Source organism: Haloarcula sp. K1, from assembly GCF_001647155.1.
GTDB lineage: Archaea > Halobacteriota > Halobacteria > Halobacteriales > Haloarculaceae > Haloarcula > Haloarcula hispanica.
In genome coordinates this window covers 63,329-90,328 of record NZ_LRHL01000043.1, presented here as the reverse complement: position 1 = coordinate 90,328, position 27,000 = coordinate 63,329, and the positions used below count along the sequence as shown (strand labels likewise).

General features: G+C 62.7%; 24 protein-coding genes. 12 read left to right on the top strand and 12 right to left on the bottom strand.

Annotated features, from left to right (window positions below; genetic code table 11):
• Positions 1-3 precede the first annotated feature (3 nt).
• The 4 genes from AV929_RS13930 to AV929_RS13915 all read left to right on the top strand — a co-directional run bounded on the left by AV929_RS13930 (position 4) and on the right by AV929_RS13915 (position 5,810).
• Positions 4-849, top strand: coding sequence for a CBS domain-containing protein (locus AV929_RS13930; protein ID WP_014041700.1), 846 nt, complete (start codon positions 4-6; stop codon positions 847-849).
• Positions 846-2,633, top strand: coding sequence for a glycine--tRNA ligase (gene glyS, locus AV929_RS13925; RefSeq protein WP_064288545.1), 1,788 nt, complete (start codon positions 846-848; stop codon positions 2,631-2,633). The genes AV929_RS13930 and glyS overlap by 4 nt, the downstream gene beginning before the upstream one ends.
• Positions 2,634-3,233, top strand: a complete 600-nt coding sequence (locus tag AV929_RS13920) for a dolichol kinase (protein WP_014041702.1) — start codon at positions 2,634-2,636, stop codon at positions 3,231-3,233.
• 66 nt (positions 3,234-3,299) lie between these two features.
• Positions 3,300-5,810 (top strand): DEAD/DEAH box helicase, encoded by a 2,511-nt coding sequence (locus tag AV929_RS13915; RefSeq protein WP_064288544.1) that lies wholly within the window; start codon positions 3,300-3,302, stop codon positions 5,808-5,810.
• 6 nt (positions 5,811-5,816) lie between these two features.
• Here AV929_RS13915 and AV929_RS13910 read toward each other — a convergent pair whose 3' ends face one another.
• Entirely contained in the window at positions 5,817-6,626 is an 810-nt protein-coding gene (locus tag AV929_RS13910; RefSeq protein ID WP_014041704.1) for an Sjogren's syndrome/scleroderma autoantigen 1 family protein, read from the bottom strand.
• 127 nt (positions 6,627-6,753) lie between these two features.
• Between AV929_RS13910 and mdh the strand changes: the two genes are divergently transcribed.
• On the top strand, positions 6,754-7,668 hold the full coding sequence (mdh, locus tag AV929_RS13905; protein WP_014041705.1) for a malate dehydrogenase: 915 nt from the start codon (positions 6,754-6,756) through the stop codon (positions 7,666-7,668).
• 271 nt (positions 7,669-7,939) lie between these two features.
• Entirely contained in the window at positions 7,940-9,202 is a 1,263-nt protein-coding gene (locus AV929_RS13900; protein WP_008307190.1) for an RNA-guided endonuclease TnpB family protein, read from the top strand.
• Between the two features lie 55 nt (positions 9,203-9,257).
• Here AV929_RS13900 and AV929_RS22810 read toward each other — a convergent pair whose 3' ends face one another.
• The 4 genes from AV929_RS22810 to AV929_RS13885 all read right to left on the bottom strand — a co-directional run bounded on the left by AV929_RS22810 (position 9,258) and on the right by AV929_RS13885 (position 11,230).
• Complete coding sequence (locus AV929_RS22810; protein ID WP_255359479.1) at positions 9,258-9,383, bottom strand: hypothetical protein; 126 nt, start codon at positions 9,381-9,383, stop codon at positions 9,258-9,260.
• Positions 9,384-9,514: 131 nt separating this feature from the next.
• The gene (locus AV929_RS13895; protein WP_064288543.1) at positions 9,515-10,201 is read right to left on the bottom strand and encodes a Zn-ribbon containing protein; all 687 of its coding nucleotides are present in this window, start codon (positions 10,199-10,201) and stop codon (positions 9,515-9,517) included.
• Positions 10,201-10,584: a DUF2073 domain-containing protein gene (locus AV929_RS13890; RefSeq protein WP_004517591.1), complete on the bottom strand. Its 384-nt coding sequence runs from the start codon at positions 10,582-10,584 to the stop codon at positions 10,201-10,203. Before AV929_RS13890 ends, AV929_RS13895 begins: the two co-directional genes overlap by 1 nt.
• Positions 10,585-10,588: 4 nt before the next feature.
• Positions 10,589-11,230: an Era-like GTP-binding protein gene (locus AV929_RS13885; protein WP_004590329.1), complete on the bottom strand. Its 642-nt coding sequence runs from the start codon at positions 11,228-11,230 to the stop codon at positions 10,589-10,591.
• Between the two features lie 933 nt (positions 11,231-12,163).
• Here AV929_RS13885 and AV929_RS13880 point away from each other — a divergent pair.
• Positions 12,164-13,738, top strand: coding sequence for a Cdc6/Cdc18 family protein (locus AV929_RS13880; protein ID WP_064288542.1), 1,575 nt, complete (start codon positions 12,164-12,166; stop codon positions 13,736-13,738).
• Between the two features lie 69 nt (positions 13,739-13,807).
• Here AV929_RS13880 and AV929_RS13875 read toward each other — a convergent pair whose 3' ends face one another.
• A complete protein-coding gene (locus AV929_RS13875; protein WP_064288541.1) occupies positions 13,808-14,461 on the bottom strand; it encodes a S26 family signal peptidase in 654 nt (217 codons plus the stop codon).
• Positions 14,462-14,589: 128 nt separating this feature from the next.
• Positions 14,590-15,300, bottom strand: coding sequence for a S26 family signal peptidase (locus AV929_RS13870; protein WP_023843027.1), 711 nt, complete (start codon positions 15,298-15,300; stop codon positions 14,590-14,592).
• A gap of 88 nt (positions 15,301-15,388) precedes the next feature.
• Between AV929_RS13870 and AV929_RS13865 the strand changes: the two genes are divergently transcribed.
• Positions 15,389-16,957, top strand: coding sequence for a DNA-directed DNA polymerase II small subunit (locus AV929_RS13865; protein WP_064288540.1), 1,569 nt, complete (start codon positions 15,389-15,391; stop codon positions 16,955-16,957).
• Between the two features lie 392 nt (positions 16,958-17,349).
• Entirely contained in the window at positions 17,350-18,648 is a 1,299-nt protein-coding gene (locus tag AV929_RS13860; protein ID WP_044951534.1) for an O-acetylhomoserine aminocarboxypropyltransferase/cysteine synthase family protein, read from the top strand.
• Between the two features lie 288 nt (positions 18,649-18,936).
• On the opposite strand, the gene serB is transcribed toward AV929_RS13860, so the two are convergent.
• The 3 genes from serB to AV929_RS13845 form a co-directional block, all read right to left on the bottom strand.
• On the bottom strand, positions 18,937-19,569 hold the full coding sequence (gene serB, locus AV929_RS13855) for a phosphoserine phosphatase SerB (protein ID WP_064288539.1): 633 nt from the start codon (positions 19,567-19,569) through the stop codon (positions 18,937-18,939).
• A 234-nt stretch (positions 19,570-19,803) separates the two neighbouring features.
• Positions 19,804-21,213, bottom strand: coding sequence for an erythromycin esterase family protein (locus tag AV929_RS13850; RefSeq protein ID WP_064288538.1), 1,410 nt, complete (start codon positions 21,211-21,213; stop codon positions 19,804-19,806).
• 212 nt (positions 21,214-21,425) lie between these two features.
• Positions 21,426-23,603 (bottom strand): ATP-dependent DNA helicase, encoded by a 2,178-nt coding sequence (locus AV929_RS13845; RefSeq protein ID WP_050007179.1) that lies wholly within the window; start codon positions 23,601-23,603, stop codon positions 21,426-21,428.
• A gap of 77 nt (positions 23,604-23,680) precedes the next feature.
• Between AV929_RS13845 and AV929_RS13840 the strand changes: the two genes are divergently transcribed.
• On the top strand, positions 23,681-24,433 hold the full coding sequence (locus AV929_RS13840; RefSeq protein WP_064288537.1) for a hypothetical protein: 753 nt from the start codon (positions 23,681-23,683) through the stop codon (positions 24,431-24,433).
• On the opposite strand, the gene AV929_RS13835 is transcribed toward AV929_RS13840, so the two are convergent.
• Entirely contained in the window at positions 24,412-25,383 is a 972-nt protein-coding gene (locus AV929_RS13835; protein WP_014039049.1) for a cation diffusion facilitator family transporter, read from the bottom strand. The genes AV929_RS13840 and AV929_RS13835 overlap by 22 nt on opposite strands.
• 66 nt (positions 25,384-25,449) lie before the next feature.
• On the opposite strand from AV929_RS13835, the gene AV929_RS13830 reads away from it, so the two are divergent.
• Positions 25,450-25,959 carry a metallophosphoesterase gene (locus tag AV929_RS13830; RefSeq protein ID WP_014039050.1) on the top strand — a complete coding sequence of 170 codons (510 nt, stop codon included), beginning with the start codon at positions 25,450-25,452 and terminating at the stop codon, positions 25,957-25,959.
• A gap of 58 nt (positions 25,960-26,017) precedes the next feature.
• On the opposite strand, the gene AV929_RS13825 is transcribed toward AV929_RS13830, so the two are convergent.
• Positions 26,018-26,701 carry a helix-turn-helix domain-containing protein gene (locus AV929_RS13825; RefSeq protein WP_050037291.1) on the bottom strand — a complete coding sequence of 228 codons (684 nt, stop codon included), beginning with the start codon at positions 26,699-26,701 and terminating at the stop codon, positions 26,018-26,020.
• Positions 26,702-26,860: 159 nt separating this feature from the next.
• On the opposite strand from AV929_RS13825, the gene AV929_RS22805 reads away from it, so the two are divergent.
• Positions 26,861-26,986, top strand: a complete 126-nt coding sequence (locus tag AV929_RS22805) for a hypothetical protein (RefSeq protein WP_004959992.1) — start codon at positions 26,861-26,863, stop codon at positions 26,984-26,986.
• Positions 26,987-27,000 lie beyond the last annotated feature (14 nt).

Here is a 27,000-nt window from a genome sequence, read left to right as displayed (position 1 = left end):
AGTATGAACGTCGCAGACGCTATGACGCCACGCTCGGAGGTCGTCACGGTCACCATTCCTGGGACCCGTGATGACGCACTGGAGTACCTCCAGGAGCAGGCCTTCTCGTCGGTCCCGGTCATCAAGGAGACCGACGAGGGCGAGGAGTTCAGAGGGATTATTTCACGCGATGCGCTCATCGAGAGCCCCGACGAAGACCAGCTAGCCCTGCTCGTCGAGGAAGTCCCGGCGATCAGCGAGGACACGTCTATCGAAGCCGCCGCGCAGGTGATGGTCGAGGACGGCGAGCGACGCCTCCCCATCGTCGACGGCCAGCTCAAAGGGATCATCACAGTGACCGACGTGATTCGGTCCATCGCCAACGGCGACGTCGACGGCGACAAGATCGTCGGTGATCTCGCCAACCGCGACATCAACTGCGTGTACGAAGGCACGCCGCTGACCGTCGCCGAACGGGAGCTTTCCCACGCGAACGTCCCATACGGCGTCGTGCTCGGCGACGACGGCGACATGTCGGGGATGCTCACCGAGGTCGACATCATCGCGGTCGCCCGCGTCGTCGAGGGCGAGGACGACACCGGCGACTCAATCGCCAATCAGGACGACGACTGGGCCTGGGAGGGCATCAAAGCCGTCGGCGGTCGGTACATGCCCACCCGCAACGTCGAGCTCCCTGCCGAGCCCGTCCGCGAGTTCATGACCGCCGAGGTCGTGACGGTGAACAAGCGCCGCACCGCCGAGGAGGCGGCCCAACTGATGATCGAGCACGACATCGAACAGATCCCGCTGCTGTCGGGCGACGAACTCACCGGCATCGTCCGGGACATCGACCTGCTGCGAGGCCTATGAGCGAAGGCGAACGCCTCACCGAGCTGGCCAAGCGTCGCGGCTTCTACTTCCCCTCGTCGAGTGCCTACGGCGGCGCGGCGGGCTTCTGGACCTACGGGCCACAGGGCGCTGCGCTGAAATCGAACATCGAGGACGCCTGGCGGGACCGCTACGTCGTCAAGGAAGGCCATCAAGAGATCTCAGCACCCGACGTGATGCCCGAGCCCGTCTTCGAGGCCTCGGGACACCTCGACGGCTTCGACGACATGATCGTCGAGTGCGGCGAGTGTGGCGCGACCCACCGCGCCGACCACCTCGTCGAGGACAACACGGACATCGAGGAGGCCGAATCCCTCCCCAACGAGGAAGTGATGGACCTCATCGCCGAGCACGGCATCGAATGTCCCTCCTGTCACACGTCCCTGGCCGACCAGCCGGTCGACAACTTCAACCTGATGTTCGAGACCAACATCGGTCCGGGGTCGTCGTCGCCGGGCTATCTCCGGCCGGAGACCGCACAGGGCATCTTCGTGGAGTTCCCGCAGCTCTCCGAGTACGCCCGGAATCAGCTCCCCTTCGGCGTCGCACAAATTGGGAAGGCCTACCGGAACGAGATTTCCCCGCGGAAGTCGCTTGTCCGCGTCCGGGAGTTCACCCAGGCCGAACTGGAGCACTTCGTCGACCCCGAGGAAGACGATCCGCCGCTGGCCGAGGTCGAGGACGTGGTGCTGCCGCTGTACTCCGCCGCAGCACAGGAGAGCGAGGACGGCGGCCAGCGCGAACTCACGGTCCGCGAGGCCGTCGACGAGGGCGTCGTCGAGAGCGAGTGGGTCGCCTACTATCTGGGCGTCTCCAGAGAGTGGTACGAGCGCGTTGGCGTCGACATGGACCGCTTTCGCTACCGTCAGCACCTCGCCGGCGAGCGCGCCCACTACGCCTCCGACTGCTGGGACGCCGAGAGCGAGGTCGACGGCGACTGGATCGAGATCACGGGCTTCGCCTACCGGGGCGACTACGACCTCTCGAAACACGCCGAGCACTCCGGCGAGGACTACACAGTGTTCAAGCAGTACGACGAGCCGATTACCGTCGAGCGCGCGACCGTCGATCCCGACATGAGCTACCTCGGGCCGGAGTTCGGCGGGGACGCCGGCGCGGTCGCCGACGCACTCGAAGCGCTGGCCGAGAGGAATCCTGACGCCTTCGATGACGACGAGGTCACCGTCGAGGTCGACGGCGAGTCCCACACCGTCCCCGTCGAACAGACGAACTTCAGCGTCGACGAGGTCACCGAGAACGGCGAGCACATCCGCCCACACGTCGTCGAACCCTCCTTCGGCGTGGGCCGGATCATCTACACCGTGCTCGCACATTCCTACGAGAGCGACGAGGTCGACGGCGAGGAGCGGACCTACCTCGACCTCCCGCCGGAGCAGGCCCCGACCACGGTCGGCGTCTTCCCCCTGATGGACAAGGACGGGATGGCTGACCTCGCCACCGATATCGCCGAGGACCTCCGGGCCGCCGGTCTCTCGGTCACCTACGACGACTCCGGTGCCATCGGCCGGCGCTACCGCCGGCAGGACGAGGTCGGTACGCCCTACTGCGTCACCGTGGACTACGAAAGTCTGGAAGACGGCGGGGCGCAACGCGCCTCGGAAAGCGCGAGCGGCGATGAGCCGCGAGCGGGGACGGTCACGGTGCGCGAACGAGACACGACCGAGCAGAAACGCCTCCCCATCGACGGGCTCGCCGACCGGCTCGAACGGCTCGCAACCGGCGATCTGACCTTCGACGACCTGTAGATGGCCGACGAGGTATCCCGGCGGCTCGTCCACGTCACCGGTGCGGCGGTCCCGCTCGCACACCTGCTCCGGCCGGACCTGATTACGTGGCGCGTCGTCCAAGGATTCCTGGCTGTGGCGCTGGTCGTGGTGCTGATTCTCGAAGCGGTGCGGCTGACCACCGGACTGGACTGGGTGGTGTACGACCGGCTCACCCGGGAGTACGAGCAGGACAACCCCGCCGGCTACGCGCTGTACATCGTCGGGATCGCCATCGTCGCCTTCGCCGTCGAACTCCCGAGTATGACCGAGACGGTCGCCGTCCCGGCGATGTTGATGCTCGCTATCGGCGACCCCATCAGCGGCCTGCTGGGCTCGGCTGATGCCAGCAACGTCAAACAGGCCTGGGTCCTGCTGGTGATGTTCGGCGTCTGTACGCTACTCGCCGCGCCGTTCGTTCCCCCCGCCGCCGCAGTGCTTGGCGGTATCGCTGCGACGTTCGCCGACGGCGTCAAGCCGCGTATCGCCGGTTACGTCATCGACGACAACTTCTCGATTCCGGTGCTCGGGGCGCTGGCGATGTGGGTCGGCGTCCAGTACCTGCCCGGCTTCGGCCTCTAAGGCCGTCCGTTCACTTTCACCGCGGTATCTGAACCCTTAACCACCGGCGGGACGAACGCGTGGGTAATGGCGACCACCGACGCCGGTGGCGAGCACGTCGAGCGCCCGCTGGTGACGCCGGAGTTCCTGGAGAACCGCCGCTACCAGACCGAACTGGCGGAAACGGCGAGCGGAGACCACACGCTCGTCTGTCTCCCGACCGGGCTGGGCAAGACGACCGTCTCGCTACTGGTGACCGCCGAACGGCTGCACGCCGTCGGCGGGAAAGCGCTCATGCTGGCCCCGACGAAGCCGCTGGTCCAGCAACACGCCGAGTTCTACCGTGAAGCCCTAGATATCGACGACGAAGATGTGGTCGTGTTCACCGGCGAGGTCCGACCCGACGACCGGGCCGCCCTCTGGGAGGACGCCCGCATCGTCATCGCGACGCCGCAGGTCGTCGAGAACGACCTCGTGGGCAACCGCATCTCCCTTGCCGACGTGACCCACTGCACCTTCGACGAGTGCCACCGGGCGACCGGCGACTACGCCTACAACTACATCGCCGACCGCTACCACGCCGACGCCGAGAACCCGCTGGTGACGGGGATGAGCGCCTCCCCCGGCGACGACGAGGAGGCAATACTCGAAGTGTGCGAGAACCTCGGGCTGAACGAGGTCGCGGTGATGACCGAAAACGACGCCGACGTGGCCGAGTACACCCACGACACCAGCGTCGACTGGAACCGCATCGAACTGCCCGATATCGTCGTCGAGATCCGTGACGCAATCAATGAGGTCATCGAGGACCGGCTGGACCAGCTGCGGGAACTCGGCGTCACGAACAAGTCTTCGGCGGACATCTCCGAGCGCGAAATCCAGCAGATTCAGGGCCAGCTTCGGGACCTGATGAACAACGACCAGAGCGAGGGCTACCAGGGGATGAGCTTTCTCGCGGAGGTCCGCAAGCTCCGGACTGCCGTCACGTACGTCGAAACGCAGAGCGTCGAGTCCCTGCGGCGGTACTTCGAGCGGCTGAAGGAGGCCGCCCGCTCCTCGGGCGCGTCGAAGGCCGACCAGCGCCTCGTCAGCGAGCCGAAAGTACGGGAGGCGATGCGGAAGGCCAGCGACTACGACGACCTGCACCCGAAGTTCCGCCAGACGCGAATGCTGCTCGCCGAGACGCTGGGCATCGAGAACGGCGAGCGCGTCATCGTCTTCACCGAGTCCCGCGACACCGCCGAAACGCTCGTCGACTTCCTCTCGGACCACTTCACGACCCAGAAGTTCGTCGGCCAGAGCGACACCGACGGCAGCGAGGGGATGACACAGAGCCAGCAACAGGAGACGCTGGACCGGTTCCGCAACGGCGAGTTCGAAGTGCTCGTCTCGACGTCCGTCGCCGAGGAAGGGCTGGACGTGCCCGAAGTCGACCTGGTGTTGTTCTACGAACCGGTGCCGACCGCGATTCGGGCCATCCAGCGGAAAGGCCGAACCGGCCGACAGGCCGAGGGCCGGGTCGTCGTCCTGCTGGCCGAGGACACCCGCGACGAGGCGTACTTCTGGAAGGCCCGCAACGACCAGAAGCGGATGAAACGCGAGCTGAACGAACTCAAAAGCGTCGCCGGCGAACTGGAGGCCCGCCTCGACCAGACCGGGCTCGACGAGTACGAGGACGGCGAAGGGACCGCTTCGGGTGGAACCAGCGAGGATGAAACCGCAACACGGAGCGGGGATTCCACTCGAAACAAAAGGGGTAGCGGAGCTAACAAGTCAGTCGAGGATGACGATGGCAGTGACGGTCAGGCCGGACTGGACGCCTTCGCAGACGACCCGTCGGAAGCGGCCGAGGTCGACAGCGAAGCGGCCACGGCCAACGAGGAGAATACCGGAACAGGGGACGACGAGGGAACGGTCGCCAGCGCCGGACACGACGACGAGGACGACCCCGTCGAAATCGTCGCCGACCAGCGGGAACTCGACTCGAACATCGCCCGGGACCTCTCGACGCGGGACGGTATCGAGACCCGACTCGAAACGCTGGCCGTCGGCGACTACGTCCTCTCGGACCGCGTGGTCGTCGAGCGCAAGACCGTCGCTGACTTCATGGACACGCTGACCGGCGGCGACCGGTCGATGTTCGAGCAGGTCGGGGACGCCACGCGCAACTACGGTCGGCCCGTCGTCGTCATCGAGGGCGAAGACCTCTTCGGCGCGCGGAACGTCCATCACAAGGCGATCCAGGGCGCGCTCGCGTCGCTCGCGGTCGATTTCGGCGCGAGCGTGCTGCGGACCAGCGACGAGGACGAGACCGCCGACCTGCTGGAAGTCATCGCCGGGCGGGAGCAGGAGGTGGCCGACCGCGAGGTGAGCGTCCACGGCGAGAAACAGTCGAAGACGCTCCCGGAGCAACAGGAGTACGTCGTCGCTTCAATCGCCGAAGTCGGGCCGGTGACCGCGCGCACGCTGCTGGAAGCCTTCGGTAGCGTCGAGGCGGTGATGACCGCCGACAAAGACGACCTGCTGGAGGTGTCCGGCATCGGCGACGTGACCGCCGACCGGATTCGAGAAGTCATCGCCAGCGACTACGACCCGTAGCTCCGCTCAGAACCGCGTCGCGTCCAGCGCTTCCGCCGCTTCTCTCGCTGCCTGCAGATGCTCGCGAGCCTCGCGTGGGTTCTCGGTCGCCGCGGCGCGCTCTGCGAAGCGGTGAACTGTCTCGGCCAGGAGCGCAGACGCCGCATCGAGATTTGCCGCAACGTCACCGGCCCCACCTTCGGATGGCGCGGGCTGTCGAGCGGAAGCGGGGGGGTCCTGTGAACTGTTCCCGGGCTGCCGCTCGGATTCAGTGGTCCGGTCAGCGGGGTTCGGAGCGCCGGTTCGGGCGTTCTGGGCGGGTGAATCGGGCTGGCTCCGGGGTTGTGTGGTCCTATCGCCCCCCGCTTCGGGTGGAGAATGCGATGCGTTCGTCGACGAGTCCGACTGGGATGGTTCCTGAGGTGCGGAGGGAGCAGCGTCCGGTGTGGTCTGCCCGTCCGCCGCTCCGGCTTCGGCTGCAGTCTGGTCCGGCTCGTTGCTGTCGTCGCCGAACTGGACGCGGGCCTCGTCGCTGGGGGCGGCCATCTCGATGTTGTCCCCGTCGCCCGTACTGTCCGCCGTCTCCTCGTCGCCGTCGTCCGTCTCCGCCCCGTCGGCCTGCGCGTCGCGAGCGACTGGCTTCTGACAGGTCGGGCAGAACTCCTGGCCGTCGTAGCGGAAGATGGGGTCGCCACACTCGCTGCAGTGGGCGTTCGTCATCGTCGCGCCCTTCAACAGGAGCTCACTCATCTGCTCGGTCGCCGCCCGGTTGTCCTCCTCCTGCTCGAATTTCTCGCGGAGTTTCTCGCGTTCGGCTTCCTTGTCGAAATCACTCATACGAGTCACAACGTCACGGGGCTGAAAACAGTTTACGGGTGCGAGACGTCGGTACTGGCTGAACGCTGTGCGGCGGAATCGGGGTTTCGACACGTTTAACGTTCGCGCCCGAGCCTTTCCGAATGGTATGACAAAGGTAAGCGTAGTCGGCGCAGCCGGCACAGTCGGCGCAGCCGCAGGGTACAACATCGCGCTCCGTGACATCGCTGACGAAGTCGTTTTCGTGGACATCCCGGACAAGGAAGACGACACGGTCGGGCAGGCCGCCGACACGAACCACGGCATCGCCTACGATTCGAACACGCGTGTCCGCCAGGGCGGCTACGAGGACACCGCCGGCTCGGACGTCGTGGTCATCACGGCCGGGATTCCCCGCCAGCCCGGCCAGACCCGTATCGACCTCGCCGGCGACAACGCGCCGATCATGGAGGACATCCAGTCCTCGCTGGACGAGCACAACGACGACTACGTCTCGCTGACTACCTCGAACCCCGTCGACCTGCTCAACCGCCACCTCTACGAGGCCGGCGACCGCTCGCGCGAGCAGGTCATCGGCTTCGGCGGCCGCCTGGACTCCGCGCGGTTCCGCTACGTGCTGAGCGAGGAGTTCGACGCGCCAGTTCAGAACGTCGAAGGGACAATCCTCGGGGAACACGGCGACGCACAGGTCCCCGTGTTCTCGAAGGTCCGCGTCGACGGCACCGACCCCGAGTTCAGCGACGACGAGAAAGAGCAACTGCTCGGCGACCTGCAGGAATCGGCGATGGATGTCATCGAGCGCAAGGGCGCGACCGAGTGGGGGCCGGCACGCGGCGTCGCGCACATGGTCGAAGCCATCCTCCACGACACCGGCGAAGTGCTACCGGCGTCGGTCAAGCTCGAAGGCGAGTTCGGGCACGAGGACACCGCCTTCGGTGTCCCGGTCCGTCTCGGGAGCAACGGCGTCGAAGAGATCGTCGAGTGGGATCTTGACGACTACGAGCAGGACCTGATGGCCGACGCTGCCGAGAAGCTCTCGGACCAGTACGACAAAATCTCGTAACCAGATATTACTCGCGGTCGGCAGGGTCCAGGACGGCACCCGTCCCGAATATTATTTTGCCTCGCCAGCGGTGTGAAGACGCGGCTGTCACTGCGAGGAGCGCTCTCTGACGAACCGTGATCGTTACGGGAAAACGAGGAGAAAGCCTCGCCGTTCACGGCGGGCATGAATCCGACAAATTGGCGTCATGCTACACCCGTAGCTACGGCTGGATATTCCACTATTAGACATCACCCGAACAATTATATAAGTAATAATACTATGCTTACGTGTGTCGAATCAGGTCGTCACTCGGACACTGAAAGCGAGTGTCACTAATCACTCGCAAGTCTCTGACGACCTTGATTCGCATGGCTTCGCCGCCAGCAAACTCTGGAACATCGGGCGATGGACAATCTCTCGTGTTTGGGACGCTATCGACCATATCCCAAGCGCCGACGAACTCTGCTCGTACCTCAAAAATCACGAACGCTACGCGGACCTACATTCTCAGTCCAGTCAACGAGTTCTCCAAGAACTTGGTGAGGCGTTCGTCTCGTGGTACGAGCAGGACGATCCTGACGCGAATCCGCCCGGTTATCGCAAACACGGCGACGAACACCCGCGTTCAACCGTGACGTGGAAAAATAAGGGCTTCAAACTGGATACCGAGTACAACCGCGTTCGTCTCTCAAAGGGCACGAATATGAAGGAGTCTCGGTACGCCGCAGACTACATCCTCTGTGAATACACGATCCAAGCAGACGACCAGACGCTTTCCGATGTTGAAACCGTCCAGACGGTGCGTTCTGTCTGGACTGGCAACCAGTGGGAACTGCATTTCGTCTGCGAAATGCAGATTGAAACGTCGGAGAGTCCCGGCGAGAAGACGGCTGGTGTTGATCTTGGTATCTGCAACACGGCGGCTGTCTCTATCGGTGACGAGACGCTATTGTATCCGGGCAACGCCCTGAAAGAAGATACTCACTACTTCCGTCATGAAGAATACAACACAGAGGGTGAAAACGGCCCGAGCAATGAGGCACAGCGACTTCGACAAAAGAAGTCCCGGCGGCAAGACCATTTCTTGCACGCACTATCGAAAGATATTGTGGAGCAATGCGCCACTCGCAATGTCGGGACGATAGCAATAGGTCATCCGAAAAAGATTCGTGACGACTCTGATTGGGGACGCCACGGGAACAAGCGGCTGCACGATTGGGCGTTTGAAACGCTGTTGAGCCACATTGAATACAAAGCCGAAGAACGCGGCATCAGTATAGAGCGCGTTCCCGAAGGCGGATTAAAAACCTCGAAAACATGCTGTGAGTGTGGCACAGAAGCGGATTCTAACCGTGTTGAGCGCGGGTTGTATGTGTGTTCAGAGTGTGATTTGGTTGCGAACAGTGATCTGAATGCGGCGGAGAATATGCGAGCGACGGTAACTCCGAGTCCGTCACAGGATAGGAGTAACGGCTGTTTGGCACAGCCATCGGTGCGCCTGTTCGATAAATCAACGGGCAGATTACGCCCACAAGAACAGGTTGTCCCGTAGACCACAATATCCCAACGGCAGTCGGGAATCTTCGCCCTTCAGGGCGGAGAGGATGTCAAGCGGGTTCGTCCTGGTCGTCAAGCAAGTCGCTGTCGCGCCCGTCGTCGTCGATATCAGCACCGAGGAGTGACGCCCACTCTTCGAGGTGTGAATCCGATGTCGAGAGTTCTCGGTGGCTCATGGCGTTATCCGAAGCATCCACGGCATATTATATAATGGTTGTGCCCGCGTTGATACTCAATGGAGTGTGCAGCCGTTCTACGGCGTAATTCGGGCTAACGAATATATGAAAGCGGCAATAAGACCGTTCGGTCACTCGGAACGGATGGTTTCGGGAACCTGAATCGAGTAGTGCCCGTCTTCCTGCAGCGCAATGATGTATTCCTCGCGGTCGTACAGTTCCATCAGGTTCAGTTCGTACTGGCCGGGTTCCAGTACCTTGATCGACTCGAACTGGTCGTTGAGTTCCGCGCGCAGTTCCTCTAGGTCGGGCCGGTCTTCCTGCTCTGGTTCCGCCGGTGGGTCAGGGTCCGCACCGACAGGGCGGAACTGGTGTTCTGCTTCGGACGCCGACGGTGCGTCGGACGGAAGTTCGTCCGGTTCGACGATATCGCCGCGGGCACTAGCCTGGGCTGAATCCTCGGACGCAGACGTGCGGTCGGGTTCGGTCGACGGCGAGCCGGACGTGTGGGATGGGTCACTCGGCTGTGAGTCAGCCGACCGGTCGGCGTCGAGATGGGACTGCTCGGCGGGACGGTCGCCGTCCGGAGCGGAGCCACTGACGAAGTCACGTACCGAGGCGGCGGTCTTGCCGACGGTACGGGCGACAGTGCTGTCAGGTCCCGGTGGTTCCGGTGGCTCCGCGTCCGGCGTCTCGGAGATGTCGGCCCCCTCGGGCTGATACTGGAACTTGTTCCCGCCGCAGTTGGGACAGCCCGAGAGCATCTCCTTCGACCCGTCGTCGAAGCCACGGCCACAGTCCGTACACTGGTGGGGCATTATTTCCGGGAGACGAGGGCGCTGATGAGCGTTTCGTCCTTGTGGAGCGTCTCTATCTGGTTCGCCGGCCCGATGACTGTCAGCTTCTGGGTCGACTGTTTGCCCATCAGCCGGTCGAGGATGCTGGCGTCGGCGGCCTCGGACTTGGGGTAGGTCTCGATTTCGATGCCGTTGAACTCGTCGGGGCTGATCTCCGTCATCGTGACTTCGATCAGGCGGGACTCCTCGTCGGGGGAGAGTCCCTCTTCGAGAATGACGATGTTGCCGTCACGAACCCCGTCGAGAATCATTCGGATCTTCTCCATCGAGGCCAGTCCGGCCATGCGTTCGCCGCTGATGAGGTCGATCTGGACGCCGTCGTCTGGGTCTTTGACTTCTGCCATTATATCACCCGAAGTACTCCGCGATTTTGTCGTAGACTTCGTCCATGTTGTCTCCCTCGAGCGCCGAGAGCGGAATCGTCTCGTGCTGGGGGTAGGCGTTTCGGATGCGCTGGACGGAGGACTCCTCCAGATCGATCTTGTTTGCAAGAATCAACACCGGCAGGTCCTGACTCTCGATGATGCCGATGAGCATGGTGTTGACCTGCGTGAACGGATCAGTCGCGGAGTCAAGCACGTAAATGACGCCGTCGACGTCCTCGCGGAGCCAGTGCATCGCTTCGGCGACGCCCTCGGTCGCTTCGCGGGAGCGACGGACGGCGTCGTCTTTCTCCATGTCGTGTTCGAGGAATTCGGTGTAATCGACCTTCGTCGTCACGCCGGGCGTGTCGACGATGTCGATTGTCACTTTCTTCCCGTCGCGTTCGATCTCGACGTTCTCCTTTCGGCGCGCACGGCGAGTCTCGTGTGGAACGTGACTCTCCGGACCGACGGCGTCGCCAGTCCAGTCCCGTGCGATGCGGTTCGCCAGCGTCGTCTTGCCGGCGTTCGGCGGGCCGTAGATACCGATCCGCTTCGGATCCTCTTCGGAGAACAGCGTCGATGCCGCGCGTGAGATGCTATCTTTGAGGTTTGTTAACAATCCCATCCTATCCTCCCGCCGCCCGGAGTCGTCCGGTATGGCGGCTCTGCCCGTAAAAGATAGGCGAATTCACTTAAGCCTACGTCAGACATTAGTCCTTTTTCTGACATGGGGAGGCATAGCACAGATCAGCGTGTGCGCGTTTCCGCGGATGCAATCGGGACGGGAACTGTTCGGGTGGAGTCCGGTCATCCGAAACCCAGCGATTCGGATTAGGGGTGGACCATCCTAGCCCCCCACCCCTTTGTTTCAGGTGGAACGACAGACATCCCTGGGGAGGGGGTGGAGAATTACCGATCAAATCGGGAGCGGACCAGCTGTTCAAATCGGCGCGACTCGCCATACCGCTAGTTAGAACGGCCTAGACACTAGAAAACTGTATACTACCCTCTACTAGGGATTTGTTTTATCTGGTGCGGCTTTGGTTTATGAGGTAGTGTATTAAACCTTTCCCCTTACTAGAGGACATTTTCGTCACCCTCACCCCCTCCCCCCGGGCCTGTTTCCCGTTCCACCGGAAACGAAGGGGTGGGGGGGTTGGCCCGTTACGGTCGCTTTGTCCTACAGGTCCCGTCCTGCCGTGGTACCACCACTCGTGTTCACACAGCGTACCAGCTCCCGGAACCACTCCATGGCTCCCCTTCCCTTCCACTCATTCCCCTGCCGTACCATGCCCGTCTAACCCAGTGAAACTGAAGCTATAGTCCTCTTTACGACAACGGAACCCATGCGGGAGGACTCATAAATATGCCAACATATATGTTTCATGGGTGGTGTACCGAAATATTTAATATCGACTCACGGTACGGTTCATGTGGTTCAACTGGACGCACCGGAGAGCGCTGATGCTCACTAACGACGGTACTGACGCACTCCTCGCTCCCTCTGTTCCGGTGTCTCCAACTCTCTCCACACGAAACGAAGGGGACTCTCTCGACTATGACTGACGAAAGCGACAACTCGGCCCCGGCATCCGACCCGTCGACGACAGAGACGTCGAACGACGCCGACGGGTCCGACGAGCAACTCGATGTCGAAACGGACTCCGGGACATCGACCGGGCCATCCGATCTCGACGACGTTATTCTCGACAATCTCGATGCCGGATCCGACGATCCCTCAGACGAGGCGTCCCGCGGCCTGTTCGACGACCTTCTCGAAGGGGAACCCATTTTCGAGAACAAGGAGGTCCTCCGCCCCTCCTACACGCCGCACAAACTCCCCCACCGCGAGGAGCAGATCAACAACATGGCGACGATTCTCGTCACCGCCTTGCGCGGCGATACGCCGTCGAACATCCTCATCTATGGCAAGACTGGAACGGGGAAAACCGCGTCCGCGAAGTTCGTCAGCGAGGAACTCGAAACGACCTCACAGAAGTACGAGGTTCCCTGTGAAGTGGAGTACATCAACTGCGAGGTGACCGACACCCAGTACCGCGTGCTGGCCCAGCTCGCGAACAAGTTCATCGACAAGAACGCCCAGCTCATCGACGACCGCATCGCCGAACTCGAAGATCTCCGATCGCGTGCACGCGAGAACGCGGCTGCACTCGAAGAGACGGCGTTCGATTCCCTCGACGACATCGAAACCGAAATCGAATCGCTGGAAGCCGACAAGGCGGAGTTCGAGGAAGTCCCGATGACGGGGTGGCCGACGGACCGGGTGTACAGCTCATTTTTCGATGCCGTCGACTACCACGAGCGCGTGGTCGTCATCATGCTCGACGAGATCGACAAGCTCGTCGAGAAAAGCGGCGACGACACGCTGTACAACCTCTCCCGGATGAACTCCGAACTGGAGAACTCCCGCGTCTCGATTATGGGCATCTCGAACGACCTGAAATTCACCGACTTCCTCGATCCACGGGTCAAGTCCAGCCTTGGTGAAGAGGAAATCGTCTTCCCCCCCTACGACGCGAATCAGCTTCGGGACATCCTCCAGGCACGCTCGGACGTGGCGTTCAAAGGCGACGCGCTCACTGAGGACGTCATCCCGCTGTGTGCGGCCTTCGCCGCACAGGAACACGGGGACGCACGCCGGGCGCTCGACCTCCTCCGGACGGCCGGCGAACTCGCCGAGCGTGACCAGACGGACAACGTCCTTGAAGACCACGTCCGGCAGGCTCAGGAGAAGATCGAACTCGACCGCGTCGTCGAGGTCGTCCGGACGCTCCCCACGCAGTCGAAGATTGTCCTCTTTGCCATCATCTTGCTGGAAAAGAACGGCGTCCACAACATCAACACCGGCGAGGTGTTCAACATCTACAAGAACCTCTGTGAGGAGATCGACGCCGACATCCTGACACAGCGCCGCGTCACAGACCTCATCTCGGAGCTGGACATGCTCGGCATCGTCAACGCCGTCGTCGTCTCGAAGGGCCGCTACGGGCGCACGAAAGAGATCTCCCTCTCGGTTCCAACCGAAGAGACGGAGGCGGTGCTCCTGTCGGATTCGAGACTCGGCGATATCGACGACGTCCAGCCGTTCGTCCAGGCCCGGTTCGACAACTGACCTGCGAACTGTATTCGCGCTCGACAGCTCGGCCGTTCCAGGTGAAAAAATCCCCTTCGAGTGATACGGCTACCCGGCCGCGGTTCCGTTCACCGCTGTGAGTCCTGTCTCGTTCGTCATCGTCGGCTCCGTCTCGTCCGTTACTTCACCAGCCGCTCCGGCCTTGTTCCACTGGAGTCGGACCTGTCCCAGCAACGGGACCCGTATCTCTGCCGTACCGACGACCCACCCGGGTTTGACCGGTTCGCTGATGGGGGGAGAGCCGACCTGATCGTATCGGCCGTTTTTGTCGCCCTTGGTGATGAAGCCGGCGTGGTCGGCCGGACAGGAGCTGAGGTCGTCGCAACTGTCCGCACTGCCGATGTAGTCCTTGTTCGCGCGGTCGTACCAGTTCTCGTCCTCCTCGACCCACAGCATCGCTCGGTGGATGATCGGAGTCTGCCGACTGTTGCCGTCGGGCTCGTATACGATAACGTCGCCCGGACGCTGGAACGTCCGATAGCTGTCGTCGTTCGCTGCGGTGACGACACCCTCGTGATCACCCGGGCCGGAGAACCGCTCCTCTTCCATCACGAACACGAGGTCGCCTTCCTTGATATGGGGGTCCATGCTCGGGCTTTCGATAGCGACGAGCGGGGGCCACACACCGCTGACGGCGAACAGCAACACCCCGACGAGCAGGACCGAGCCGGCGCTACTGACGATATCGGCCACGTACATCATCCCTCCCGGCCTCTCGGTTTCGTCTCCATCCGACGACCGACGGTCTGACCCGGCCATTCGTACCACGAATACTCGGAGGCGGCCAATCAACTTTCTGTTGTTGGACCGAACGCTATCTTCCGATTTGCTCAGGCTGCCGCTGGTGCTGTAGCTCCTCCGACCGGTATCGACACCGACGTGTGCCATAGCTGAGACGGTTGGACTCGGACGTATCCGAGACGAGGGATTCGGAAGGTCCCGGTTCCAATGACCCACTCCGGGCGGACAACGGTGCTTGCCCCGGTGACCTGATCGTATCTAGTGTTGGTTACTTTGTTGTCACCTTTCGTAATAAACCCAGCATGCGGCGCCGGACAGTTCTGTAGTTCGTCGCAACTGTCCGCGCTCCCGACATACGTCTGGTTCGCGCGGTCGTACCAGTTCTCGCCGGCATCGACCCACAGCATCGACCGGTGGATGATCGGCGTTCGCTGCTCGTTACCGTTGGGTTCGAAGACGATGACGTCCCCGGGCTGCTGAAAGGTCCGATAGCCGGTCTCTGTCCCGGCCGCTGCCGTTACAACGCCGTGACGGGCCGCCTGTCCCGAGAAGCGCTCCGCGTCCATGACGAACACCATATCGCCGGTGTCGATGTGTGGCTCCATGCTCCCGCTTTCGATGGCGACCAGTGGCGGCCACACCCCGCTGACAGCAAACAGGAACGCGCCGACGAGCACCACTGCCCCGACGCTCGTACCGATGTCACGGACGTATAGCGCGAGACGAAACGCAGGGCTGGCCTCCACAGACTCCTCTGTCCCGTCTGGAGGCGTGCTACTGGTCGGTTCGTCCCGGCCCATCCTATCTCGGATTGCCGACAGCGGGGTATCAATCTTGTGACGGCCGTTGGTTCGCTATCCTTTTGGCCGCAGACACTGAGTGTGGAACGTGCCTCTGGAGACGCCGGCACGAATCGTCAGCGAACTCGCGAGCCGCGGCTACAACGCGGAGCGCGAGGCAGTGACTCGGATCGCCGATACATCGGACCCATCGGCGACGCTGGAACGTGCACTCGAAACCCTCCCCGACGACGCACTGAAGCTGACAACCGACCACGTCGACTCCGTGATTGAAGCGACAGAATCCACCGGGGGATCGCCGAATACCGAACCAAACCCCGGAAACGAAACTACCGGCGCTCCACCCAATTCACACCCCTCCGTTTCGACTGGAACAGGTGCAGCCACGTCGACCGAACCGGGTGGGTCAGTTCCACCTGAAACGGGGGGGTCACGGGACGTGGACACATCCCTCCGGGCAATCGAAGTCGCGAACGACATGACCGGCCAGTCTACCGGGACCGGCGAGTACTCGGACTTCGTCTCGGTGTTCCGGGACCGCTACGAGAAACTGGCGAGCAAGCTGCGCGGCAGAGTGAACCACCGACCGACTGACGCAATCGAGAACATGGGTGGCGGCAGCGACGCTGCGCTGATCGGCATGGTCTCGGACATCCGCTCGACCGCCAGCGGGCACTGGCTCGTCGAACTGGAGGACACGAACGGGACCTTCCCCTGCCTCGTGATGAAAGACCGGCCTATCGCCGATCTGGTCCAGCAGTTGCTTATGGACGAGGTCATCGCCGTCGAGGGGACGCTGGCCGACGACGCCGGCATCCTGTTCGTGGACTCGCTGTACTTCCCGGACGTGCCCCGAACACACAGCCCCTCGACCGCCGACCGCCACGTCCAGGCGGCGCTCATCTCAGACGTCCACGTCGGGAGCCAGGAGTTCATGGAGGACGCCTGGCATCGCTTCACCGACTGGCTCCACACCTCCGAAGCCGAGAACGTCGAGTATCTGCTCATCGCCGGCGACATGGTCGAGGGCGTCGGTATCTATCCAGAGCAGGACGAGGAACTGGACATCATCGACATCTACGACCAGTACCGCGCGTTCTCGGAGTACCTCAAGGAAGTCCCGGGCGACATGGAGATTCGGATGATTCCGGGCAACCACGACGCCGTTCGGCTGGCTGAGCCCCAGCCCGGCTTCGACGAGGAACTCAGAGACATCATGACTGCTCACGACGCTCAGGTCCACTCTAATCCCTCGCTGGTCACCGTCGAGGGCGTCACAGTGTTGATGTACCACGGCGTTTCGCTGGACGAGGTCATCGCCGAACTCCCCGACGAGGAAGCGAGCTACGAGGAGCCACACAAGGCGATGTATCAGCTCCTGAAAAAGCGCCACGTTGCGCCGCAGTACGGGGGCCACATCCGGCTTGCCCCCGAGGACCGCGACTATCTGGTCATGGAGGAGGTCCCGGACGTGTTCCACACCGGCCACGTCCACAAGCTCGGCTGGGGCGAGTATCACAACGTCGTTGCGCTGAACTCAGGATGCTGGCAGGCCCAGACCGAGTTCCAGAAGAGCGTCAACATCGACCCGGACGCCGGCTTCGCGCCGATTCTGGACCTCGATACGCTTTCGATGACGGTCCGGAAGTTTACCTAACCACCTTTTTCCACGGGGGCCTCGCGCTCGCCTGCGGCGAGCGCTCAACCCCCGTACAAAAACGTGGGCGAAAAAGGCCGGTCGCTCACTGCGTTCGCGACCGGGGAAACCGCGCGCCGGCGGCGCGCGGTATACTTGTCAACCATGTCTATCTGTAACTGAGGCATGCCTGCCCTTCCCCGGGTCGCTTCGGGTGCGACAGTCGTCGCACCACTCGCTCCCGGCCCGAGTACTTCTCTTCGTGTTCTTCCAGAAGCACGATACTGACTCCACACGGCCTTCCGCGCCCGAATACGTCCGGAAACGGCCCGAATAATCACCGCTATCTCGTAGCAGTGGCGGGGCTCACCGGTGTGGTCGTTATTAAGACCCATCAGGTGAAAGCGGAGTGTATGAGCGACGACCAAGACCACGGATTCGAAACCGACGCCTTGCACGTCGGCCAGGAAGAGCCAGACGCTGAAACCCGTTCCCGCGCGCCGCCACTGTACCAGACCACCTCCTACGTCTTCGAGGACGCCGAGGACGCCGCAAAGCAGTTCGCGCTGGAGAAGCCGGGCCACATCTACTCGCGGCTGATGAACCCCACCGTCGGCATGCTACAGGAACGGCTGGCGGCGCTGGAGGGCGGCGTCGGCGCGGTCGCCACTGCTTCGGGAATGGCGTCGCTGAACCTCGCCACCTTCCTGCTCGCGGATGTCGGCGACAACGTCGTCACGGCGTCGTCACTGTACGGCGGGACCTACACCTACTACACCCACACCGCGCCGCGAAACGGCGTCGAGACCCGCTTCGTCGACACGCTCGACTACGACGCCTACGCCGAGGCTATCGACGAGAACACCGCCTACGTCCACTGTGAGACCATCGGCAACCCGTCGCTGGTCACACCGGACTTCGAGCGCCTCGCCGAAATCGCCCACGACCACGGTGTCCCCTTCTTCGTCGACAACACCTTCGCGACGCCGTACCTCTGCAACCCAATCGAACACGGGGCCGACCTCGTCTGGAACTCCACGACGAAGTGGATTCACGGCCACGGCACCACCGTCGGCGGCGTTCTCGTCGACGGTGGCTCCTTCCCGTGGGAGGAACACGCCGATAAATACCCCGAAATCGCCGGCGACAACCCCGCGTACCACGGCGTCAACTTCCGGGAGCGGTTCGACGACGCGGCCTTCACCTACGCCGCCATCGCCCGCGGCCTCCGCGACCTGGGCTGCCAGCAGTCACCCTTCGACGCCTGGCAGACGATGCAGGGCCTGGAGACGCTGCCCGCGCGGATGGACCGCCACTGCGACAACGCCATAGGCGTCGCCGAGTTCCTCGCCGACCACCCCGAGGTCTCGTGGGTCACCTACCCCGGCCTCGAAGACCACGAAACGCATGACACCGCCAGCGAGTACCTCGACGGCGGCTACGGCGGCATGATAACGTTCGGCCTCGACGCGGGGTACGACGCCGCCCGAACGACCGTCGAATCGACGGAGATCGCCTCCCTGCTGGCAAACGTCGGCGATGCGAAGACGCTCATCATCCACCCTGCCTCGACCACCCACCAGCAGCTCACTGACGAGGAGAAGGCCGCCGCCGGCGTCACTGATGACATGGTCCGACTCTCCGTCGGCACCGAATCCGTCGAGGATATCAAAGCCGACCTCGACCAGGCTATCGGTCAGGCAACCAACTAACTGAAGATACAGTATTTTAGAGACAATATCTGGACACCCGTACCAAAGTGGCGCAAGAATTCACCTGTTCACTAGGTTTATTACGGGAGAGGATAATGTATTCAATGAACCGTCGCCGGTAGCGAGCACGCGTCGGTTCACGCTCAACCATACTCTGTCATTGGTCCGACAACGAACGCTCGCGTCCGTGGGGAGCGTGCCTCTCCCTGCTTCAATCTCTCATCCGATACTGGTCAGCGGCGAGAACGGCTTCAATGCACAATCCGGAGCGCGAGCGCGGAAACTGCGCTACAGGACGTCTTCGGCTTCCAGCAGGTCGTACAGTTCGTCCATCGTCTCGACCGACGTGTCACACGACGGTGCGACGGCCGGTTTCGGGTCGAAGCCGATAGCCAGGTTCGCGACTTCGAGCATCGGCAGGTCGTTAGCTCCGTCCCCGACCGCGACGGTCGTGTCCCGGTCCTCGCCGGTGACAGCGGTCACAACCTCCATCGCATCGTCTTTGGTCCCGGAGATGAGCGGGCCGCGGACCTCACCGGTGAGTTCTCCGTCTGTCATAACCAGCCGATTGGCGACGATAGCGTCGACTTCGACCCCCTCCGTTTCGAGTGCAGCCTCGACGCCGCGCTCGAACCCGCCGGTGAGGATAGCGACGTAGACGCCGGCGTCCCGCAGAGCTTCGATGATCTTTGCCGCGCCGGGGCGCAGGGCGACCTCGTCGAAGGCGTCCTGTGCCTTCTCCTCGGAGAGGCCTTCGAGGAGCGCACACCGCTGGCGGAGACTTTCGGCGTACTCGATTTCGTTGTTCATCGCGCGCTCTGTGATGTCGGCCATGTCCTCGGCCGTCCCGTTCTGGCTTCCCAGCAGGACCGTCATCTCCGAATCGGAGAGCGTCCCGTCGAAGTCGAAAGCGACTAGCATTGCCCGCGAGTTTCGCGTGGAGGGTTTCAAAACATCCGGTTTCGGCTGGTCAGCCGACAACGCCGAGCGGGTCGTCGACGGGCCACAATAGGCTCTCCGTCTCGCCGCCCTTCTCTCACAGCCCCTTCAGATCCTGATTCGGGAGCGACAGCAGTCGTCGCGAATACGGGACATACTGACGCGAACCTGAACCAGCCGTCGTGACCGGTTTGTAAAAAGACAACTTCGCTGTGGCTACGCTGACCCGGAGAACGCTGCGGGCGAGACATCGCGGATGAAAACGATGCCATCCATCAGTTCACCGGGGGGTTCCGGAATCGCCATCGCACCTTTTTCGGGTGCCTTCGGGGCCGTCACCTGCATCTTCGATGTATTCGCGACCGAGCGGTCGATCGAGTCCCGCTCCCGTACGTCTTCGAAATCAAGGAAAAACTGTGGGTGTGACGCCTCCGCCAGCGTCGCTTCCAGCGTCTTGCCGACTGGGCCACCGAGGTCGAACGTCTCGAACTCGGTTCTCTCGTGGTTTGCCGGCACTGCGAACGAACCCGACCCGAACAGCAGCCCGAGCGAGTAGTAGTCCGAGCCAAACCGTTCAGTCAGGTGCTGCCCCATTCGCGCTCCGTCCTCCGACGCGTCCCCGACGTTTCTCATCGTGTGGTTGGCGTTCCCCATCACGATGGCGCGCTCCGAACCCGTCCACTCACGGAGCCACGCGACGTTGTCGGCCATCGCCGCGTCACGGATCGTTTTACCCTGTGTGTACTCCTCGGCGGCGAGTTTCTCCACGAACCGTACCCCTCGTTCGAGCGTCCAGACGTGGCGCTGCATAAGCCGGAACTCGGTCTCCGAACGCTGTTCCACGTAGCGACTCTCGTGGGTCCGCAGCCGCTCTTCGAGATCCTCGATCAGTGCCATCTTGGAATCGGTCCCAACCGTGGAGGGATCGGTCGCCTGAAACCGCGTCGTCAACGGTTCGAGCGAGTCCTCGATCTCCGCCAGATACTCCGAATCCACGCTATCGAGGTACGACCGGATGGCCCTCGCGTTGATGTGATAGAACTGGGCATCGTACCCCCGCACAACAGCCTGGTCCGCACTGGGTCGCCCGTCGTTGAACTCCCGTAGCCACTGGAACAGCCGGCGGATCTCGTCGGTCTGCCAGAAGTAGAATTCGAGTGACGACAGCGCCGCGTCGAGGTCACCCTCCCCGCCAGTAACGTACGCGTTCACGGAAGCGAAGTCCCCGAGCGTCCCTTCTATCGCCACCAGACGGTAGCCGTGGTCGCTGACCAGTCGCTGAACGAGTTGTCGAGGAATTGTTTTGAACTCCTTCACCCCGTGTGAACTCTCTCCGATCCCGACGATAGGCGTCTCAGCGAGTCGGGTGGCGATGTCGTCGAGTCCACTGGACGAGGATCTCAGTTCGAACGGAACTGCCTGGCTATCGATAGCCTTGACGAGGTCATTTGTCTCTGTTGCTCCGCCATCGGTCGTATTCGCGCCTGTTGTGCTCCCATTAGCGGTCTCAGTCGTTGATTCGGCGGTGTCAATAGAACTCCCGGAACAGCCCGCTAGCGCACTGGCAGTGACTGCGCCGGCCACCGTGACGAACTCGCGACGTGAGATGTCTGTCGTTGGTTTCATCGCGCTCTCTCGGGATGGCCGGTTCAAAACACCGGAGAATAAAGCCACGAGTAGTTTTCCAAACCCTGCAAACGATCCGACGTATCGACAACTTTATGTTTAAAATGATGTCAAATCTAAAATTATCCCGTGATGAACACAGCGACTGGGGCAGACTCCTCTGTCTGAAGCCTGCTGGAGACGGACTCACGGGAAGCCGTCACAGAGCAGTTCTACGGCTTCGGGGGTGGTCCGTCGTAGGCGTCCATGTCCTGATAGAAGTTCAGCATCGCGAACTTGAGCTTCTCGGGGCCGATATCGACCATCTCGCGGCGTTCCTCCGGGGGGAAGGTTCCGCGAACGGCGTAGTCGTGCATCTCCATCTCGGCGGCTTCGGTGTAGCGCTTGTCCAGCAGGATGCGCGCGCCGAAGTCGTCCGGCGAGCGGACCACGCGACCGAGGGCCTGTCTGGTCTTGCGGACGGTCGGAATTTCGACGGCGTAGCGCCAGCCGGCATCGTCCTCGCCATCGCCGAAGGTCGTGTCGTAGGCGTCCTGCACGGCGTCCATGCGGTCGTCGAGGTGGGGGTAGGGAACGCCGACGACCACGACCGTCCGGGCGTCGTCGCCGTCGTAGCTCACGCCCTCGCCGAGCGTCCCCCACAGCGAGGTGTAGAGGACGCCGTTGTCGCCGTCGGTAAAGGCCTCTCGGAGGTCACGCGCCTGCGTGCCCGGTTCGTCCAGGTACCGGGTCGCGCTCACGGCGGTCATGTCGTGGTAGCGCTCGGCCTCGCTGTAGGAGGGACAGAACACGAGTGTGTTGCCGGGCGTGAACCGGACAATGTCTTCGAGTGTGCGGGCGATGCGTTGCTGGGTCTGTGGGTCGTCCCGCTCGCTGGAAAACAGCGCGGGGCCGTCGACGGCGTAGGTTCGGCGGCGGTCCTCGGGGAACTGCGCGCCGTAGGCCATCGTCACCGGGTCGTCGACGCCGACGACGTTCTCGGTCACGTCGAAGGGGCGGAGCGTGGCGCTCATCAGCACCGCCGCGTGCAGGTCCTCGAACAGGTCGCGGGTGACTTCTTCGGGGATGCAGGTGTACAGCTCCGCGCGGCCGTACACGTCGTCGGTCGACTCGTCGCGGCGGACGCTGACCACGGGGTACTGGCCGGTCTCGTCGGATTCGTCGAGCCAGTCGGCGATGAAGCCGGCGGCCTGCAGGGTCTGGCACTCCTTTCTGGTGTCCAGCTCACCTTCTTTGAATGCCTTCTGGTAGCGCGCGTCGAGGTCTCGACCGAGTTCCAGCGCGCGGTCCAGTTCCTCGTGGAAGCCGGGGCCGGTGTACCCCTGGAGGAAGGCAAGCGTCAGGTCGTCCTTCCGGTCGTCGTTGGCGATGGTGATGTCGTCCCAGTGCTCGTCGACGGCCGCGCGTGCGCCGAACTCGAAGGAGTCCTCGTAGGCCTCGACGAGCGCGTCCCGGAACGTTTCGATGACGTTGGCCGCGGCGTCCGTTCGGGCGTCCTCCTCGCTGTCGAGTTCTTCCAGCGCCTGGTCGAGCGTGTTCTCGGTGAGCGTCCGCCGGGCGTGGTCGCGGGCAGCCGACTCGACGTTGTGGGCCTCGTCGAAGACGGCGATAATGTCTTCGGGGTCGCGGCCGATCCAGTTGAAGAACTGCTCGCGGATGGTCGGGTCCAGCAGGTGGTGGTAGTTACAGACGACGAGGTCGACGCCGTCCATCCCCTCTTTCAGCAGTTCGTAGCCACACAGCCCCTGCTGGTGGGCGTACTCGTACACATCGTCGGGCGTCCGAACGTCGTCGAACAGCCACGCGTAGAACTCGCTGGTGTCGACGGTGAGGTTCCGGTAGTAGTGGTCGCAGGTCGACCGCTCGGTTTCGATCTCCTCGCGCTCGTCTTGCAGGTCCCGGAGCTCCTCGACGACGGCGTTGCGGGCCTCCATCGCCTCGCTGCTGCCCGCCTGGCCGTCCGAGAGCAGTTCCCCCTCGCGCTGTTCCAGCTCGGCGATGTCGCTCTCGACTTCGACCAGGTCACGGGTCGTGTCCCGCAGCGCCTGACACTCCTCGTAGTCCACGTCGATGTGACACATCGACCCCTTGCCGCGGAAGACGACCGCTCGCAGGCGCTCTTGATCAGTAATCGCTCTGGCGTCCTCGACGAACTGGCGCATCTGCTGATGGACGTTCGTCGTGATGACGACGGTCTTGCCCGTCTCGCGGGCGTGTTCCAGCGCGGGGACCAGCGAGGCGAGCGTCTTGCCGGTCCCGCAGGCCCCTTCGAACAGCACATCCCGGCCCTCGTCGAGGGCGTCGTATATCGTTCCCATCGCCTCCTGCTGATGGTCGTACGGCTCCTCGAAGGGGAAAAACCGCATGTAGCCGTCGTCCGTCGTTGCCACGTACTCTCGATTGGCCGTTCACCGGCAAAAGGGTTCGGCCCCACAGCTACTTGCCGCGAGCGCCCTTCCTGAAACGTATGTGGCGTGTCACGCTCACTGTCGCCATCGCGCTTCTCGCGGGCTGTTCCGGCCTCTTTTCGGCCGGGTCGACAGCGGACGGCGGCGACCCGGTGACGCCAGCGCCCGTCCCCACTCCCTCGCCGGACGCGACAGTGACAGTCCCGACTAGCAACGGAACCGTCGACGTGGGCCGACTACTGGACCGTCACCAGCAGGCGCTTTCGACCCGGAGCTTCCACCGCCACGTCGAACAGGCGGGGCCACAGAACACGCTCGACGTCTGGGTAGACCGTGAGCGAGAGGTCCAGCGCGTCAGACGTCGGTTCGGTCCGATATCGGACGATGTGATCCTCGCCAACGGGACGGTGTACACCAACGTCCGAGACGATCCTGATACGCCGTACGCCACCACGCCCGCGACACCGAACACCTCGCTGGTCACCTCGACAGCCGGGAGTAATCTGCTCCGACAACTCCTGTCGAATACCGAGTATCGGCAGGTGGACTCCGTCCAGTGGAACGGACGACCGGTCGCTGTTCTGGCCGCGACGGAGACGGTCGAGACACCGATTGGCGAGAACGAGTCCGAAATCGGGCGGTCGCGGCTGTACGTCGACCGACAGGGGGTAATCAGATACGTCGAACACACCGAACGTCGACCGGACCGGCCGGACATCGATACGACAGTGACGGTCACGACCGACACCGAGCGCGTCCCGATTCCGTGGTGGCTCGAAGACAGCGACCCCTACGACTCCGGCTCGATGTAGACTTTCCTGATGTCGCCGTTAGTGTCCTGCATCGCTGATTCGAGGGTCGTTATCTCGTCGTCCATCGACTCAGTATCGAGTGCCGGGTCGAACTGTAGGTCCGCGAAGACGATGACCTCGTTCGGCCCGAAGTAGACCGTCCGGAAGCCGATGATCTCCGTCACGTTCTCGTTCTGCATGATGACGTCACGGAGTCGCTGTTCCTCGTCCGTCGGGAGGCTTTCCCCCAGGAGGAGGCGCTTGTTCTCCCAGGCCAGGGCCAGGGCGAAGCCCATCAGCATAATCCCGATGAGCAGCGCGGAGATCCGGTCGAAAAACGGGTTGCCGGTCTGCTGTTCGAGGAACAGGCCGACCAGCGCGATGACGATGCCTGCCAGCGCGATGGTGTCCTCAGTGAGTGCGGTCAGCGTCGTCACGTCGCTGGTCTTGCGGAACGCCTCGCGGTAGCCCGACCAGTCGTTCCGGTCGATCTGGCGTTTCATTTCGGCGCGGGCCTTTATCAGCGCGTACGTCTCGAACACGAACGCGCCGAGGAGGACGGTGTAGTTGACCCACAGCGGGTCCAGCCACGCCGGCGGCTGGAAGGAGATGAATAGGAACTCGACTGCCTCCCCGGCGTGTCCACCGCCGCCGTGCCCGCCGGCGGTCAGTTGGTTGTAGCCGTGTTTCGCGCTCTCCCAGCCGGCGATGCCGAACAGGAACACGGAGACGAGAAAACTGTAGAAGAACTGCGCCTTGCCGTAGCCAAAGGGGTGGCGACGGTCCCGCTCCCGCTCGCTGAACCGAATCCCGATGAGCAAGAACACCTGGTTTCCGGTGTCTGAGATGCTGTGGTACGTTTCCGACAGCATCGCGGCACTCCCGGTAAGGAGGAAGCCGAAGAACTTCAGAATCGCAATCGCGCCGTTGGCTATCAGTGCGGCGATGACGACTGATTTGCTCCCTGCCATTATTTTTCCGTCACATCCATCACGCAAAATGCTTCTGGATTTATACCTGGCTCCGTTACCGGCGGTATGCTCACTGTCATCTCAGATACGCACGGGACGGACGACCATCGACTGTCAGGTCGGACGCTTGATGCTGTCCGCGAGGCCGACCACGTTCTCCACGCGGGCGATTTCATGACCGAGCGGGTCCTCGATGCTATCGACGCCGAATGCGACGAACTGACCGGCGTCGTCGGGAACAACGATAGACCGGCGGTCCGCGCCCGCCTCCCCGACGTTGCGACCGTCTCCTGGGAGGGGCTGACCATCGTCGTTGTCCACGGCCACGAGCACACCGAAACCGCCCTCGGGATGCTGGCTCGGCAGGAAAACGCCGATATCGTCGTCGTCGGACACTCGCACAAACCCGTACTGACTGATTTCGGCGGCTGGACGCTGGTCAACCCGGGCAGTTATGCGGACCCGCGGCGCTATCAGCCGGCCCACGCGGAACTGGATGTGATGGCCGGTGACGTTCGCGTCCGTCTCCGCTCCCCGGATGGCACGCCGATATCGACGACTATCGTCGAACGGTGAGACAGTTACACGGTAACTTTCCGTCAAAAGCTCGCGTCACAGTGAACCGAATCGGCGGCTACTGGCGCATGTACCACAGCGCCGCCATGCCTGCAATGACGAACGCGCCGCCGGCGAAGAACGCCAGTCCCGGCGGAATCACAGCAGCGGCGGCTTCAGCGCCGCCCTGTGCGGCGGTGTCGAGCGCACCCGCAGTGGCCTCGAAGCCGCCGTCCGTCACGGTAGCGTTCTCGGCGTAGAGACTCGGATTCCGGGGGTCAGTGTCCGCACTCCCGGAGGACACTGTCGGGCCACCGAACAGCGACCCAAGTCCGCTCCCGAACACCTGCTGGACCAGCAGGCTGGCGAAGCCGATGATCGCGAGCCCGCCGATAATGTTCGCTAGCGCCGCCCGCAGCCCCGACGTCTCCTGTTCATCGCCGGCACAGATAACGAGCGGCTGGTTGGCCGGCGCGAACACGTCCATCTCGCGCCCCTTCTCGGAGTAGGCCGTATCGACGACCTCGACCGCACCGGCGTTTTTGAGTTTTTTCAGGTGATACTGTGCGTTCTGTAGCGACGTATCCACCCGGTCAGCCAGCTCCGACGGCGGTGCTGGCTCCTTGTTTAGCTCTGACAGTAAGTTGCGCGCTGTCTCTGCCGAGAGTGCCGACAGCACGTCGTCCGCATCATCACTGTCGACACCGATTACTCGGGGTTCGGCGTCCGGGGTCGCCGGGTCCCGAGAGGGCAGCAACGACATGACTATCTGTATGTTCTATGGGATTATGAGTCTTTGCCAAAGCACAGTGATCGTTGTAGCTATCGGTCAAACCCGTATTTTACCCTCCGATATCGACCGGTAGACGCCCGAAGTCGGGTCGCCCGAAAGGACTTTGATGTCGGCTCGACAACCGCCGGTATGGCTGACCTGCTCACCTACGCGCTCCTCGCTGCTGTGCTCCTGTTTTTCTTCTTTATGTATCTGATGCTCCGGCGGACCTTCCAGGGATTCAAAGAAGGGTTCCAGCAAAGCAAGAAGAAGTAGCCGGGAGGGTAACG

What these genes read in the sequence shown, in the direction of transcription:
- AV929_RS13920 (WP_014041702.1), top strand. Translation starts at nt 2,634, where the DNA reads ATGGCCGACGAGGTATCCCGGCGGCTCGTCCACGTCACCGGTGCGGCG.
- AV929_RS13840 (WP_064288537.1), top strand. Translation starts at nt 23,681, where the DNA reads ATGTGGCGTGTCACGCTCACTGTCGCCATCGCGCTTCTCGCGGGCTGT.
- AV929_RS13870 (WP_023843027.1), bottom strand. Translation starts at nt 15,300, where the DNA reads ATGGGCCGGGACGAACCGACCAGTAGCACGCCTCCAGACGGGACAGAG.
- glyS (WP_064288545.1), top strand. Translation starts at nt 846, where the DNA reads ATGAGCGAAGGCGAACGCCTCACCGAGCTGGCCAAGCGTCGCGGCTTC.
- AV929_RS13915 (WP_064288544.1), top strand. Translation starts at nt 3,300, where the DNA reads ATGGCGACCACCGACGCCGGTGGCGAGCACGTCGAGCGCCCGCTGGTG.
- AV929_RS13830 (WP_014039050.1), top strand. Translation starts at nt 25,450, where the DNA reads ATGCTCACTGTCATCTCAGATACGCACGGGACGGACGACCATCGACTG.
- AV929_RS13910 (WP_014041704.1), bottom strand. Translation starts at nt 6,626, where the DNA reads ATGAGTGATTTCGACAAGGAAGCCGAACGCGAGAAACTCCGCGAGAAA.
- AV929_RS13885 (WP_004590329.1), bottom strand. Translation starts at nt 11,230, where the DNA reads ATGGGATTGTTAACAAACCTCAAAGATAGCATCTCACGCGCGGCATCG.
- AV929_RS13850 (WP_064288538.1), bottom strand. Translation starts at nt 21,213, where the DNA reads ATGAAACCAACGACAGACATCTCACGTCGCGAGTTCGTCACGGTGGCC.
- AV929_RS13825 (WP_050037291.1), bottom strand. Translation starts at nt 26,701, where the DNA reads ATGTCGTTGCTGCCCTCTCGGGACCCGGCGACCCCGGACGCCGAACCC.
- AV929_RS13895 (WP_064288543.1), bottom strand. Translation starts at nt 10,201, where the DNA reads ATGCCCCACCAGTGTACGGACTGTGGCCGTGGCTTCGACGACGGGTCG.
- serB (WP_064288539.1), bottom strand. Translation starts at nt 19,569, where the DNA reads ATGCTAGTCGCTTTCGACTTCGACGGGACGCTCTCCGATTCGGAGATG.
- AV929_RS13835 (WP_014039049.1), bottom strand. Translation starts at nt 25,383, where the DNA reads ATGGCAGGGAGCAAATCAGTCGTCATCGCCGCACTGATAGCCAACGGC.
- AV929_RS13880 (WP_064288542.1), top strand. Translation starts at nt 12,164, where the DNA reads ATGACTGACGAAAGCGACAACTCGGCCCCGGCATCCGACCCGTCGACG.
- AV929_RS22805 (WP_004959992.1), top strand. Translation starts at nt 26,861, where the DNA reads ATGGCTGACCTGCTCACCTACGCGCTCCTCGCTGCTGTGCTCCTGTTT.
- AV929_RS13890 (WP_004517591.1), bottom strand. Translation starts at nt 10,584, where the DNA reads ATGGCAGAAGTCAAAGACCCAGACGACGGCGTCCAGATCGACCTCATC.
- AV929_RS22810 (WP_255359479.1), bottom strand. Translation starts at nt 9,383, where the DNA reads ATGAGCCACCGAGAACTCTCGACATCGGATTCACACCTCGAAGAGTGG.
- AV929_RS13930 (WP_014041700.1), top strand. Translation starts at nt 4, where the DNA reads ATGAACGTCGCAGACGCTATGACGCCACGCTCGGAGGTCGTCACGGTC.
- AV929_RS13875 (WP_064288541.1), bottom strand. Translation starts at nt 14,461, where the DNA reads ATGATGTACGTGGCCGATATCGTCAGTAGCGCCGGCTCGGTCCTGCTC.
- mdh (WP_014041705.1), top strand. Translation starts at nt 6,754, where the DNA reads ATGACAAAGGTAAGCGTAGTCGGCGCAGCCGGCACAGTCGGCGCAGCC.
- AV929_RS13860 (WP_044951534.1), top strand. Translation starts at nt 17,350, where the DNA reads ATGAGCGACGACCAAGACCACGGATTCGAAACCGACGCCTTGCACGTC.